The organism is Staphylococcus coagulans (assembly GCF_022557135.1).
GTDB classification, from domain to species: domain Bacteria; phylum Bacillota; class Bacilli; order Staphylococcales; family Staphylococcaceae; genus Staphylococcus; species Staphylococcus coagulans.
Genome location: NZ_CP092966.1, coordinates 1923387 through 1937056 on the forward strand (window position 1 = coordinate 1923387; position 13670 = coordinate 1937056).

A 13670-nucleotide genomic window follows, 5' to 3' on the forward strand; every position below is an offset into this window, starting at 1 on the left:
TACCCCCTTAGGTTAAAAATGACGTTGCTAATCCGAAATAGATTAACATACTTACTATATCATTAATTGTAGTAATAAAAGGTCCGCTTGCAACTGCAGGGTCAATGCCTATACGATTCATTACAAGTGGAATGACAGACCCAATCGTTGTCCCTACTGTCATCGCAATCGTTAAACTCGTTCCAACAATGAGGGCAAGATAAGGTTGTCCGTATAAAATGATAATAATAAAGCATAAACTCGTTGCGCAAGTAATACCTGTTAAGAAACCACTCCCGGATTCACGCAAGGCGAGTTTGATTTTACTTTTTTCTTTAATATCACCCGTGGAGATATTACGTACAGCTACGGCTAAAGACTGCGTTCCAGAATTCCCAGACATCCCGCTAATAATTGGTATAAAAGCAGCAAGTAAAGCCACTTTTTCAAGCGTTTCTTCAAAAGAACCTAAAATAGATGCTGTAATCATCCCTAAAACTGTTAAAATCAGCAACCAAGGCAACCGTTTAAATGCGGTTTGAAAAATCGAATCATCTGTAGAGTCAATGTCCGATACACCGGCTAAACGAGAGTAGTCTTCACTTGCCTCTTCATCCATAACGTCCACGATATCATCGATAGTAATAATCCCTAGTAAATGATTTTGATAGTCGAGTACGGGCATAGCAATAAAGTCATAGTCTCTCATTGTCTGTGCGACGTCTTCTTGGTCATCAGCAACATTAGCACTGATGACACGCTCATTCATAATATCTTCAATATAAGTATCATTTTCAGCTATAATTAAATCCCTTAATGATAAGACACCGACAAGTTTTTTCTCTTCGTCTACAACAAATATCACGTAAATGGTTTCCGCATCTGGCGCTTGTTCTTTTACCCTCATTAACGCTTCGTGCACCGGGGTATTGATTGTCAAAGAAATAAATTCCGTTGTCATAATACCGCCGGCAGTATCTTCATCATAATGAAGTAACGCTTTAATTTCTTTAGCGTCCTCACGATTCATCAACATTAATAAGCTTGCAATTTTCTTTTTCGATAGCTGATTTAAAATATCTACCGCATTATCGTACGACATATGTTCAAGTACTTTACTCGCATAGGCCGCGTTCATTTCTTCAAATAAATCTTCATATTCTTCTTCATCAATTTCTAAACTCTCGAAAAACTCAGCCACTTCATCGGGAGATAAATATCGATACATTTTTTGACGTATATCGTCATCACTCACTTCAAAGTATTCACTTTGTTCATATGAGTGCAGTGCTAAAAATTCTTCTCTAAAACCATCAATATCCTCATTAGCTATTAAGTCATCCAACAAGTCTTTGTCGAATATTTCTTCGTCATCTAAAATGATTTGTTCATTTTCATTAGCCACATTTGCCACCTCCATCAATCCGTATATCTACAAAGTGGTTAAAACTTGCTCGAAGTTTGGATGTTGATTCCTGATGTTTATTTCTTTATTTGTCAATGGATGTACAAACCTGACTTCTGCGCATTTCAATAATTGTGTTTGATAAGTAGGGTGTGCTCCTCCATATAATGTATCCCCTACTAATGGTGCATTGATGTATTCGAAATGAACACGAATCTGATGCGTTCTACCCGTTTCAAGTTTAACACGGCACCATGTATAAGTCTTGAAATTTTTAATAGGTGCATAATATGTCAGTGCGGACTTACCGTCTTCAGAAACCATACGTTTAATAATGCTTTCTGTATCCCGAGCGATGGGTGCATCAATGAAACCATTTTGTTCTAGCACCCCATGACAAATACACTCATAGTATTTTTCAATCTCAATATGACTCATTAAATGATGCACATGACGTGATTTCGCAATAATAACAATTCCTGTTGTATTACGATCCAACCGTGTAACAACATGAGGGATGCCCCGTTCATTGTGTAGCTGCATATACGCTAAAACCTGTTCAACTAAACTTTCATGAGGATGTTCTCGTGAAGGTGCCGTATTTTGTTGTTGTGGCTTCACGACAACAAGTAGCCATTCATCCTCATACAAAATATCCAGCGGTGCTAGAAAAGGCTGAAGATACGGACTCGGAAGCTCTTTAGGAAGATGTACTTCTAAAGTATCATCACTTTGTAACGTATAACGTACAGTCTTCGGATCACCATTAACAAGTAAAGCGCCATTTTGTTTAATGGCGCTAATCGTCTTTTTAGAAAATTGTTGTGCATATAAGAATGACTTTAGTGTCATAGACGTTTGGATATGATATTTAAATATCACGATTCATCACCACTAGAAATAAATGAATCGTGAACACGTTTCCAGAATGGGAAAGGTCTAAAGCGTGCAAAACGAATCTTTTCGTTAGCAACACGGTATTGAATCGCATTAACATTTTTATGTTTAACACTCACATGATCAATGGTCGTTAAAATGCTATCGTGATTGACCGGTTTCACATGACATGTATGATGTTTAGGTAACACTAAGGGAGAGCCAACCGTACGGAAAACTCGGTTATTGATTGATGCAATTTCAGCAATTTGAATTGCTTCTAATGAAGGATGAATCAATGCACCACCTAATGCTTTATTGTAAGCGGTCGAACCAGAAGGCGTAGAGATACATAACCCGTCCCCTCTAAATCGTTCAAAGTGTTGACCACGAATGTCTAAATCTACAACAAGCGTTGTTCCATTTTCCGTTTTCATAGTGGCTTCATTAAGCGCGAGGTAGCGTGTTTCATAACCTTTATCATTGTAGCGAATAACAATCTCTAGCAATGGATATTCAATGACTTGGAATTCAGAGTTATTAATCTCTATAATTAATTTTTCTACCTCATGTGGTAACCAATCCGCATAAAATCCGAGATGACCTGTATGTATCCCGACAAACGCACATCGAGACAGCATATGACTATAATGATGAAAAGCCTGTAATAAAGTTCCATCACCGCCTACTGAAATAACGATTTCAGGATTTTCTGGATCCTCGATCATTTTAAAATCTTCCATATGGCACATCATTTTATGTTTCAGTGCTTCAGATTTTGAATCTCCTTTAGATAATATAACGTAGCGCATCAATCCACCCCGCGATCCTCATGCTTGTTTGCACGTTTTTTCGAATAATATTTTTGAGCTTCTTGAATCTCTTCTTTAATTTCTGACATTTCTTCATCTAATAAGAAAGCGGCTTCAGCTGCACGTTCTAATCTCGTTTGAATTTCGGGTGGGTAATCCCCATCATATTTATAACGTAGCGTATGCTCAATCGTTGCCCAAAAATTCATGGCTAAAGTACGAATTTGAATCTCAGCTAAAATTGACTTTGAACCATCTAATGTTTCAATTGGGTACTCAATAATCACATGATATGAACGGTATCCACTTTGCTTAGTATTACTAATATAATCACGCTCTTCGATGACCTTAAAGTCTTGACGTTGACGTAGTAAATCAACCACAATGTCAATATCATCTACAAATTGACACATCATTCGTAAACCGGCAATATCATACATTTCTTCACGTAAACGATCGAATGGAATACCCCTTTTATTCGCTTTATCAATAATGCTCGTAATGGGTTTAACACGCCCTGTCACGAATTCGATTGGTGAATTATATTCTGCAACTTCATATTGCTTTCTTAAGCCTTTCAGCTTTACTTTTAATTCGTCAATCGCTTGTTGATATGGTGCTAGAAAAATTTCCCATTGGTTCATCTCACTTCACTCCGCTTCATACGAGTTCAAATGTTTCTTCTACGGCAGTCACAAATTCTTTTCCATAATTGGAATTACCTTCTATGTTTTCTAATAAGTAGTCCAACTCAGGAGAAAATTGCGTTAACGTTAATTCATCGTTAATCACAACTTCTTTGCCCCGATGTTCATGAAGCATTGGCCAAGTTTCTTGTACAAACAATAAGTACGAGAACGAAGATCCATCATCTAATAAATAAACAAAGGCGTGACGATCACTATCAGCAAGCATTTGTCCCGCTTCAGTAAAACCTTTCGTAGGTTCATCCGTATAACATAAGATACGATTATCTTGAATTTTAACTTCGTTGACATAAATGCGCATATCTTTTCCTCCTCATCACGTAACATTTTAACATAATTTAACGTGACACTCATCGTTCAAAACAAACTCATGTGAATTACTTTCAAAACATCACATACTTCGGCATAATAAGTCAATAAGGAGTGATCATCAATGTCAATTGAACGAGAAATTGAATTTAAACAACGACTCAATAAAGCGCATTACGAGAAGATTAAGGCGCATTATTTTTCACAGCAATCCCCTTTTAAGCAAGTTAATTATTACATTGATACACCAGACTTTCAAATTCAATCACAGAAAATGGCTTTAAGAATACGAGAAAAGCAAAACGCTTCTAATGAGATGACGTTGAAAGTGCCCGATCAAGTTGGTTTATTAGAACACAATGCACAAGTGACTTGGTCACCTAAACAAGATAAACGTGTCCCTGTTGATATCATTGACTCATCCATACAAGAAGTTCTCGAACTACGTCACGTAGCTGTGCAAGATCTACTAGTTCTAGGCGCATTAACAACCTATCGTCTTGAAACTGAAACAGCACACGGTTTACTTGTCTTAGACCATAGTACGTATTTAGATACTGAAGATTACGAACTAGAGTTTGAAGTATCAGATTTTGAAACAGGAAAACATGCATTTCATCAACTATTAGACCAACTACAATTAGAACCGGATACGCCAAAAAATAAAGTACAACGCTTTTTTGAATACAAAAAACATAATCAAAACATAAATAAGAAGAAAAGATGATTGTAAACTATACAAGCGTTGTTTCATTCAATTGATGAAGAATCCATTCACAAAATTCAATAGTATGACATGTAAACAGTTTATGTACAAGTGTTTTTGCTTTGAAATGTAAAAATTCATGTTATCATTTATATATAATACGAAACTTGAGCGGTGATGAAGATGGCACAGACACCTTACGAAGTGATTGGGCAAGAAAAGTTATACGCCTTAATTGATCATTTCTATAGACTAGTAGAACAAGATAATAGAATTAATCATTTGTTTCCTGGCGATTTTGCAGAAACGGCACGCAAACAAAAACAGTTTCTAACGCAATTTCTAGGTGGACCGGACTTATATACGCAAGAACATGGGCATCCGATGTTAAGAATGCGTCACATGTCTTTTCCGATAGACCATCAAGCAAAAGCCGCATGGTTGGAAAACATGCACATTGCTATTACAGAAGCACAACTTCCGTATGGCGTGGGCGATTACTTGTATGAAAGACTAAGTTTAACCGCAAATCATATGGTCAATATAGAAAATTAATTGTAGGTGAAATAACATGACGAAAGAATTGAGAGCTATCGTGAATACTTGTCGTGAAGATTCAAATCTTTCACCTGTAAGTAAGATTGAAATTTACTCTTTTTTTGATCCATTTAGTATGGACAGCTTTAAACTTTCTGCGATTTTGTCAAAGTTACGCATTGAATACCATCAATATATTCGTATTCGTCATATATTAAACCCTTCTTTGCGTGTTTTAACAAAATGTCAAGCACAAAGCACTTCAGATCGGGATAACATTGCACTTGCATTTAAAGCTGCCGAATTACAAGGACGTGCACGTGCACATCGTTTTATGCATTTAATTCAAAATGAGATTATCCCCAAGCCCGACATTGTTACAGAAGAAATGATACGTAAATGTATAATTAATGCAGGTTTAGATTTAGACGTTTACAAAGATGATTTAAAGAACGGGCAGTTGCGTGAAAGTTTAAAAGTGGATCTCCATATCGCTCGAGAAATGGAAGTTGAACAAGCCCCTTCTCTTGTCTTTTTTAATGAAGATATTCAAGAAGAAGGTTTAAAAGTAGAAGGCCTGTACCCATATCATATCTATACGTATATTATTAATGAAATGATGGGAAGCCCTATCGAAAAATCTTTACCGCCGAATTTAGCTGATTATATTCAACAAAAACAGTTGGTGACAGAAGAAGAGTTATTGACAATTTATGAATGGCCAGAGAAAACTTTAAAAAAAGAATTAAAAAAATTAATGTTGCAGCAGAAGATTACGAAAATGACTTATCCTGAGGGCGTCTTTTGGAAATCAAAGATGTAAATATGACTATTATTAATAAATGAAATGACACTAGACAAATTTGACGTTTATAGCTAGGAGCTAGTAGGCGACAACACTTGTCTAGTGTTTGTTTTTGCTTCACGCTATCAGTGTTGATGACGCTTCATTTTGTCGATTGCTATCGCAAGACAGACTTTAATCCTATCGGTGACGAACTCCTGAATAACGTTAACATGACACGCTCTTAGTTAATGAATATGTAATAAAGGCATAGTACAGAATTTAGAATAAGAACATAGCTAAAAAAGGACAAATAAAAAACGCCGTGTTTCGACACGGCGCTAAACAAAGGGGATGGGAGAAATTTTTCACTTCAAACAAAGGGGTATGTTTGTTATGTGATTAATTTCATGCTCATAATATAACACGAGTGTTTTATGGTTTCAACCATTTAAGGACTAAAAATTAAAAATTTCACAAAACCGTCATATTGTAAACGAATTCATATCTATCAAGCTTTCATTAATTTTTCAAAGGCATCCAATTTTTGTTCAAAGACTTTACATGCATCCTCAATCGGTTGTGGTGTTGTCATATCTACACCAGCATTTTTTAAGATTTCAATTGGATAATTTGAACTTCCTTTTTTCAAAAATTCATTGATGTAACGTTCAACGGCTGGTTGACCTTCAGTTAAAATTTGGTGACTTAAACTTTGTGCAGCGCTATAACCTGTTGCGTACTGATAGACATAATAGTTCATATAGAAATGAGGAATTCTAGACCACTCTTTACTAATGTTTTCATCTGTTTCTACTGTGTCACCAAAGTATTGACGATTCAATGTAGCGTATTCTTCATTCATACGATTAGCTGTTAATGGCTCCCCTGCTTCCTCAATTTGATGAATTTTATGCTCAAACTCTGCAAACATCGTTTGACGGAAAAGCGTGGCTCTAAAGCGCTCTAATTCTTGGTTTAATAATAATAGACGGCGTTTATCATCAAGGTGTTTATCCATGTAATGGCTCATTAATGCTTCGTTACAAGTTGAAGCCACTTCAGCTACGAAAATAGAATAATCACTCATGTTAGATGGTTGATTTTGACGGCTAAAATAACTATGCGCTGAATGACCAAACTCATGGACTAACGTATATAAATCAGAAACAGTATCAGACCAGTTCAATAAAATAAACGGATTCGTTTTATGCGCACCTGATGAATAAGCACCTGAACGTTTTCCTTTATTTTCATATACGTCTACCCAGCGATTGTTTAAGCCCTCTTTAATCACATTTAAATATTCTTCCCCCATTGGTTCCAAACCTTTTAACATCCAATCAACCGCTTCATTGTAAGGCATTTCGAACTTGATATCTTTAACCATTGGTGTATACATATCGTACATTTTTAAATCGTCTACACCTAACAATGATTTTCTTAATTTTGTATATCGATGTAATAACGGCAAATATTCATGGACTGTTTTCACGAGGTTATCATAAACTTCTTCAGGAATATTGTTATTTCCTAAAGCTTGCGCACGGGCACTCTCATAATGATGTGATCGTGCATTAAATACATGTTTTTTCACTTCTCCTGCTAGCGTAGCACCTAACGTATTGTTGTAGCTTCCATAGGCTTTATATACATTTTCAAAAGCAGATTTGCGTAGTACACGATCATCAGACTCTAAATATTTAATAAATGTACCTTGCGTTAATGGGTGTTTTTGACCCTCTTTATCCGTTACATCTTCAAAAGTAAGGTCTGCATTATCAAACATACTAAATACATTGCTTGGGGTTGATAGTGCATCTTGTGCCTCAGTTAGTAATTTTTCCTGCTCAGCATCTAAAATATGCGGACGCTTTTCGTTGATTAATTGTAAATCGAACTCAAAGCGTTTCAATCCTTCATGAGAGGCAACATAAGATTCAATTGTTTTCTCATCTATTTGAAGTAATTCAGGTACTAAAAAGCTCCAAGCTGAACTTATTTTAATTGCTAATTGATGTGCACGTGCTTCAAAACCAGTATATTGATCGTTTGCTGTATCTTGGTCTTGCTTTAAATGTGCATAGACGTATACAGATTCAAGTTCAGTTTCAATTTCATCTTCGAGTGATAAAGCTTGATATAATGTTTCGGCGTCATCACCTAAGTGACCTTTAAATTGAGCTTCTTTTCCTAAATAGCTTTCAACTGTTTTAAATGCTTTTTCCCAAGCTTCATCACTTTCAAAAATAGTTGTTAAATCCCATGAGTATTCAGGATATTTTTGTTCTTGTTGTTCTCTTGTGAGTTGTTGTGACATTATTTTTCCTCCTCTTGGTGTTAATATTAATCTTATTTTCTCATTTTTCTTACAATAATGCACACTATTCACTTATAAATTTAAAAATTTAATATATCGCGCTATTATGCTATTGATTATTTTTGATGAATCCACTTCTATCACAGCAAATTGCCGCAATTTTATGTTTTTAGCTAGAAGTGCGTGGCTCGGCACTTGACTTTGTATACTCTTCAATATCCATAACTGCCATAAAACAGCATGCGTACGAATATAAATTTGTTCTGGAAATAAAAATCCAGTTAATTTAATAACCTGTTCATCTGTTAATTGTAATTGGTACATTAACGATATTGTAGGTTCTCGCACATTGTTTTTTTGACGACATTGTCTTATATAGCTTAAGATTGTCGCAGTCGATAATTTACGAACAACCATTTCTTCAGGCGCTTGATGACTTAAATATTGGCAAAGCTGTGCGACAGGAATCATGGTCATTTCTCCATAAAATTGTGTTGCTGTAAGCGGAACAAGTTGTGAAATTCGATAAATACTATCTGTCTTCGTATTGATACAAAAGAGTGAATAAGACTCTGGTAAAATTGCTTGTTGATGAAGTTGGGTCAGAATGAAGCGACCTTGTTTAATTTTAGGCAATGCTGTAAGCCATAAGACATGATAGCCTAGCTGCGTTAACCCTATCGTACGTTGTCTCATTAGTTCGTAAGAAATCATACTTAATTGTATTTCTAATGCCCAATGTCCTACAATCAAGTCTGGAATTTGGTTAATTGCTTTCAAATAAGGTTCTAATCTAACATCAGCATGGCTCTTTTTTAATTGAAGATATAAATGAGATTTGCAACGATGATGTTGTTCAGATTCACCTTGCATCTGACGTGTAGAATGGAGATTGGATTGATGGGCAAAGTGGGCGCTTTTAGTGGCCCCTTGTTTTAAAATGACAGCCGCTTTACAAATTGGACAAAAATACTGCTCTTGTTTGGACGCATGTGGTGCGAAAACTTGCTCTAATTGCTCATTGTATGCTGTTAACATCTCGTCACCTCAATTACATACACGTACAAATATTAAGAATTACTTCAAATATTTTTTCAGCGTCATCTTTTTTAAACTCAACTCGTTATAAATAATCGTGTTATCTCTGATAGTAAATCATTACAAGTCATACAGATTGACTCGATATATTAAACACATCTTATAAACCAGCGTGCGGCATAAGTTTTAAACACGTTCAAATAGGTAATTAAATTCATACTGTGGTTTAAAATTTGAAGTCAGGTGAAGGAACATGCTTACATTTTTAGCAATTGCGATTTTCGTTTAACTTTAGTTTTTGTCATATGGTAACCGAAAGGATTAGACATTGGTATAACTGCTTTAATAGCGCGGGTATTGCGCTGCTTACAAGTGTTGTTCAATGGGGCAATGCAGGACAAGTGACGCATATCGTTTGGAATGTGACTTTAGCTTTTATCTCGGTTATGATCATTTCACTTATGTTAGATGAGATTGACTTTTTCGAATGTGCAGCCATTCATAAGGTAAAGGCTTCAAACGGCTATCGTTTAAAAATGTTTGTGTATTCATCATGTTATTAGGTACTGTTGTCGCTGCTTTCTTTGCAAATGACGGTGCAGCCTTGATTTTGCCCCCCATTATATTAGTGATGGTTAAACATTTAGGTTTTAAAACTAACATGATCTTTCCATTTATTATCGCCTGTGGCTTTGTCTCAGATACGACATCTTTGCCTTTAATTGTCGGCAATTTAGTGAATATTATTTCTGCTGATTACTTTTGCATAGATTTCTTACAATATTTAGGTCGAATGTTCATCACTAATCTTTTCGCATTAATTGCAAGCATTTCTTTCCTGTGGCTTTATTTTAGAAAGTCTATTCCTCAAACTTTTAATATTTCTCATTTAAAAGCGCCTAAAGATAATTATAAAAGATTCAAGATTGTTCATACTGGCATGGTTCATCTTAGTCGCATTGTTAGCTGGCTATCTCTTTGGGGGCCTTATCCATTTTCCAGTCTCCATCATCATCGGGATGATTGCACTCATATTTCTGGGTTGCACACATCAATCTGAAGCTGTTCATGCTAAGCAAATCATTCTAGGCGTGCCTTGGAATATTGTGCTGTTTTCAATAGGGAGGTACCTGGTCGTGTTCGGTTTAAAAAATGCCGGAATTACATCCCTCTTAGCTCACGCGTTATCTTATATTTCAAATTATGGCTTATTCAGTAGTGCCATAGGTATGGGCTTTATAGCTGCGTTTTTATCCTCAATCATGAACAATCTGCTAACAGTTTTAATAGATGCAATTGCTATAGGACAATCTGAAGTAACCGGCTTCATAAAGTAAGGCATGATTAATCCAGATGATTAAAGTTTGATACAAACTCTGACCATTCTTAGTGCCTATTGTCATTGTAATATTTAAAAAAGTTCTCGATGATTTAATCGAGAACTCTTTTGATAAACAAAATAATTTTTAGTTATTAATTAGTCACTTAAAGGAAAATAACGTTTCACTTGTTCTGTTACATTATGACTCATTATAATTTTACCATAATCATTTAGATAGTACGCTGTTCGATCACTCGGCATTGCAAATTCTAATATTTGACCATAGAAATCATGAATTTCTTCTTCTTGAACAGATTCATCAAAATGAACTGCGTAATAATACGTTTGATCTATCATATAAAGTAAATCTTCAAAATCAGTCAATTGTTGATCGTTACGATGTGCGTATTCAATGACATTTTCTAAATCTTCAAATTTAAAAATCGCAGTACGAGGTGTCGGCGCTTTAGTCTTATGCGTACGTTCTCTTTCATTTTGACTATCTGATGTTTGATCATCTTTCAACGACTGTGATAATAATTCGTTCAATTGGCTATCGAATTCATCAAAGGTACTATCTTCTTCAGACATTTGCATCAAATCATCATTTTTAGATTTTGAAATCGTTACTTCGACGCCTTTTTCAAAGGCATGTACTTGTATCCATAACGGTCCTTCGACGACAAAATCTTCTTCTTCATTGATTTCTTCCATAACAGACCAGAAAAATTCTTCGCCTCGTTTACGGTTAGTCCAAAGATCTTCACGCTTAAATCCACGCGCCTCAATATCTGTATATGTGATAAAAAGTTTTACAGTCATATCGTCTATACGTTCTATTCTCATATCATCTCACTCCTTACAGTCGATGAATAGTAACCCTATTGTATTAGACAACCAATAAAAACACAATCTATTTGACTGTATCAAATAAAATTGTGTACCTTAGCACTTTCAGTATAACATATCTCCCTTACATGACACCTGTTAGGCACACACATTAAAAATGGAGGAATATATGATGGTTTATAGTTAGCTGCAATCCTTTTGACACTTCTCAGTCATCATAATTAAAAGGACTGGAAGTGATTTTCCAGTCCTTTTAATATGCTAACGCTCGCCTCACATTAGTGATTACAAACGCTTATATTTAATCAACCATACGTTGTGCTTCTTGCAATTGGAACGTACGTACTTTACGTGGTAAGAAACGACGAATTTCGTCTTCGTTATAACCTACCTGTAATCGTTTATCGTCTAAAATAATTGGACGACGTAAAATACCAGGGTTGTCTTGAATAATTGTGTATAAATCTTGAAGTGGTAATGCATCAATGTCCACATTTAATTTTTGGTAAGTTTTAGAACGTGTAGAAATAATTTCATCCGTTCCATCTTCAGTCATTTTCAAGATTTGTTTAATTTCATCTAAAGTTAAATGTTCAGAAAAAATATTACGCTCCGTATACGGAATGTCATGTTCTTGTAACCATGCTTTCGCTTTACGGCAAGATGTGCAACTTGGTGAAGTAAATAATGTTACCATACATCTCACTCTCCTAATTTAATGAATGTTATTCATTGTAATTTAACGCTTCAAGATTAACTGCTTAAACATATATAAACAAGTCTAACCTTAATTTATCTTTGCTTCTAACGCTTATGTTTATATTATACACCCGAAACATTAAAATTAAATGAGAAATCTGTAAAATAATCAAATGATTGCAATAATCAGACTTTAGTATGATTTTTTTCAATTTGGTTACTTCCTTAATATTAACATAACTTACAAACAAAGAAAATACTGTTACAATAGTATTGAATAACCAAGAAAGAAAGTAGGCTAGTCATTATGAAAACATTATTTTCGGGAATTCAACCGAGCGGTATTCCAACAATCGGTAATTACATTGGGGCGCTTAAGCAATTTGTCGATATCCAAGACGATTATGAGTGTTACTTTTGTATTGTCGATCAACATGCGATTACAGTTCCTCAAGATCGATTGAAACTAAGAAAGCAAACACGTCAACTTGCTGCCATTTATCTTGCTTCCGGTCTCAATCCTGATAAAATCACTTTATTTATCCAATCAGAAGTGCCTGCACATGTACAAGCAGGCTGGATGTTAACAACCATTTCTTCAATTGGTGAGTTGGAGCGTATGACTCAATTTAAAGATAAATCACAAAAACAAACGGAAGGTATTCCTGCAGGACTCTTAACTTATCCACCTCTTATGGCTGCAGATATTGTGTTATACAACACTGATATCGTTCCCGTGGGTGATGATCAAAAACAACATATGGAGTTAACACGTAATCTTGTCGATCGTTTCAACTATCGTTACAACGATATTTTAACTAAACCAGAAGTCCAAATGCCAAAAATAGGCGGACGCGTTATGAGTCTTCAAGATCCAACGAAAAAAATGAGTAAAAGTGATGACAATCAGAAAAACTTTATTTCATTACTCGATGAACCTAAAATCGCAGCTAAAAAAATTAAAAGTGCGGTCACAGATTCTGATGGTATAATTCAGTTTGATCCAGAACAAAAGCCAGGTATTTCTAATTTATTAACCATTTACTCTAGTTTGACTGGAGAATCTATTTCTAACCTAGAAAAACGCTATGCTAATGAAGGCTATGGGACATTTAAAGGTGATTTGGCCGAAGTGGTCGAAAACTTTTTAGTCGACTTCCAAGAAAAATATCACCACTTTTTAGACTCAGACCGCTTAGATGAAATATTAGACGAAGGACGCGACAAAGCACATCGTGTTTCATCTAAAACATTGAAAAAAATGGAAAAAGCAATGGGACTAGGACGTAAACGTAAATAAGAAGTGCTTCATTCCTTACGAAAAAAAG

The 13670-nt window shown here is 35.3% G+C and carries 13 protein-coding genes and 1 pseudogene; 5 read left to right on the forward strand and 9 right to left on the reverse strand.

Going from position 1 to position 13670, the window contains the following annotated elements; translation table 11 throughout:
* Window positions 1-7 precede the first annotated feature (7 nt).
* The 5 genes from mgtE to KM149_RS09160 are packed head-to-tail and all read right to left on the reverse strand — an operon-like array spanning window position 8 to window position 4080.
* Window positions 8-1399, reverse strand: a complete 1392-nt coding sequence (gene mgtE / locus KM149_RS09140; RefSeq protein WP_215727798.1) for a magnesium transporter — start codon at window positions 1397-1399, stop codon at window positions 8-10.
* A gap of 12 nt (window positions 1400-1411) precedes the next feature.
* Window positions 1412-2266, reverse strand: a complete 855-nt coding sequence (locus KM149_RS09145) for an RluA family pseudouridine synthase (protein ID WP_060830159.1) — start codon at window positions 2264-2266, stop codon at window positions 1412-1414.
* Complete coding sequence (locus KM149_RS09150) at window positions 2263-3072, reverse strand: NAD kinase (RefSeq protein ID WP_016424660.1); 810 nt, start codon at window positions 3070-3072, stop codon at window positions 2263-2265. The genes KM149_RS09145 and KM149_RS09150 overlap by 4 nt, the downstream gene beginning before the upstream one ends.
* Entirely contained in the window at window positions 3072-3716 is a 645-nt protein-coding gene (gene yjbM, locus KM149_RS09155; RefSeq protein ID WP_165545878.1) for a GTP diphosphokinase, read from the reverse strand. Before yjbM ends, KM149_RS09150 begins: the two co-directional genes overlap by 1 nt.
* Window positions 3717-3732: 16 nt before the next feature.
* Window positions 3733-4080: a UPF0738 family protein gene (locus tag KM149_RS09160; RefSeq protein WP_050331446.1), complete on the reverse strand. Its 348-nt coding sequence runs from the start codon at window positions 4078-4080 to the stop codon at window positions 3733-3735.
* A gap of 132 nt (window positions 4081-4212) precedes the next feature.
* Between KM149_RS09160 and KM149_RS09165 the strand changes: the two genes are divergently transcribed.
* The 3 genes from KM149_RS09165 (at window position 4213) to yjbH (ending at window position 6154) form a co-directional block, all read left to right on the forward strand.
* Complete coding sequence (locus KM149_RS09165) at window positions 4213-4815, forward strand: CYTH domain-containing protein (protein ID WP_214971860.1); 603 nt, start codon at window positions 4213-4215, stop codon at window positions 4813-4815.
* Window positions 4816-4977: 162 nt separating this feature from the next.
* Window positions 4978-5349 (forward strand): truncated hemoglobin YjbI, encoded by a 372-nt coding sequence (locus KM149_RS09170; protein WP_016424656.1) that lies wholly within the window; start codon window positions 4978-4980, stop codon window positions 5347-5349.
* 16 nt (window positions 5350-5365) lie between these two features.
* On the forward strand, window positions 5366-6154 hold the full coding sequence (gene yjbH / locus KM149_RS09175; protein ID WP_016424655.1) for a protease adaptor protein YjbH: 789 nt from the start codon (window positions 5366-5368) through the stop codon (window positions 6152-6154).
* Between the two features lie 472 nt (window positions 6155-6626).
* Here the strand turns inward: yjbH and pepF are convergent, their stop codons facing one another.
* Entirely contained in the window at window positions 6627-8435 is a 1809-nt protein-coding gene (gene pepF, locus KM149_RS09180; protein ID WP_165545877.1) for an oligoendopeptidase F, read from the reverse strand.
* A 72-nt stretch (window positions 8436-8507) separates the two neighbouring features.
* A complete protein-coding gene (locus tag KM149_RS09185; protein ID WP_214971853.1) occupies window positions 8508-9473 on the reverse strand; it encodes a competence protein CoiA in 966 nt (321 codons plus the stop codon).
* A gap of 253 nt (window positions 9474-9726) precedes the next feature.
* Here KM149_RS09185 and arsB point away from each other — a divergent pair.
* A pseudogene (gene arsB / locus KM149_RS09190) lies at window positions 9727-10807 on the forward strand (arsenite/antimonite efflux transporter); the annotation flags it as partial.
* A gap of 143 nt (window positions 10808-10950) precedes the next feature.
* Here arsB and mecA read toward each other — a convergent pair.
* Entirely contained in the window at window positions 10951-11640 is a 690-nt protein-coding gene (gene mecA / locus KM149_RS09195; protein WP_050345878.1) for an adaptor protein MecA, read from the reverse strand.
* Between the two features lie 304 nt (window positions 11641-11944).
* Entirely contained in the window at window positions 11945-12340 is a 396-nt protein-coding gene (gene spxA / locus KM149_RS09200; RefSeq protein ID WP_016424649.1) for a transcriptional regulator SpxA, read from the reverse strand.
* 309 nt (window positions 12341-12649) lie between these two features.
* On the opposite strand from spxA, the gene trpS reads away from it, so the two are divergent.
* A complete protein-coding gene (trpS, locus tag KM149_RS09205; protein WP_182281104.1) occupies window positions 12650-13642 on the forward strand; it encodes a tryptophan--tRNA ligase in 993 nt (330 codons plus the stop codon).
* Window positions 13643-13670 lie beyond the last annotated feature (28 nt).

Bases quoted from the DNA above. Each gene is read 5' to 3' on its own strand.
- mecA (WP_050345878.1), bottom strand. From the start codon at position 11,640: ATGAGAATAGAACGTATAGACGATATGACTGTAAAACTTTTTATCACA.
- yjbH (WP_016424655.1), top strand. From the start codon at position 5,366: ATGACGAAAGAATTGAGAGCTATCGTGAATACTTGTCGTGAAGATTCA.
- KM149_RS09160 (WP_050331446.1), bottom strand. From the start codon at position 4,080: ATGCGCATTTATGTCAACGAAGTTAAAATTCAAGATAATCGTATCTTA.
- KM149_RS09185 (WP_214971853.1), bottom strand. From the start codon at position 9,473: ATGTTAACAGCATACAATGAGCAATTAGAGCAAGTTTTCGCACCACAT.
- yjbM (WP_165545878.1), bottom strand. From the start codon at position 3,716: ATGAACCAATGGGAAATTTTTCTAGCACCATATCAACAAGCGATTGAC.
- spxA (WP_016424649.1), bottom strand. From the start codon at position 12,340: ATGGTAACATTATTTACTTCACCAAGTTGCACATCTTGCCGTAAAGCG.
- KM149_RS09165 (WP_214971860.1), top strand. From the start codon at position 4,213: ATGTCAATTGAACGAGAAATTGAATTTAAACAACGACTCAATAAAGCG.
- trpS (WP_182281104.1), top strand. From the start codon at position 12,650: ATGAAAACATTATTTTCGGGAATTCAACCGAGCGGTATTCCAACAATC.
- KM149_RS09150 (WP_016424660.1), bottom strand. From the start codon at position 3,072: ATGCGCTACGTTATATTATCTAAAGGAGATTCAAAATCTGAAGCACTG.
- KM149_RS09170 (WP_016424656.1), top strand. From the start codon at position 4,978: ATGGCACAGACACCTTACGAAGTGATTGGGCAAGAAAAGTTATACGCC.
- mgtE (WP_215727798.1), bottom strand. From the start codon at position 1,399: ATGGAGGTGGCAAATGTGGCTAATGAAAATGAACAAATCATTTTAGAT.
- pepF (WP_165545877.1), bottom strand. From the start codon at position 8,435: ATGTCACAACAACTCACAAGAGAACAACAAGAACAAAAATATCCTGAA.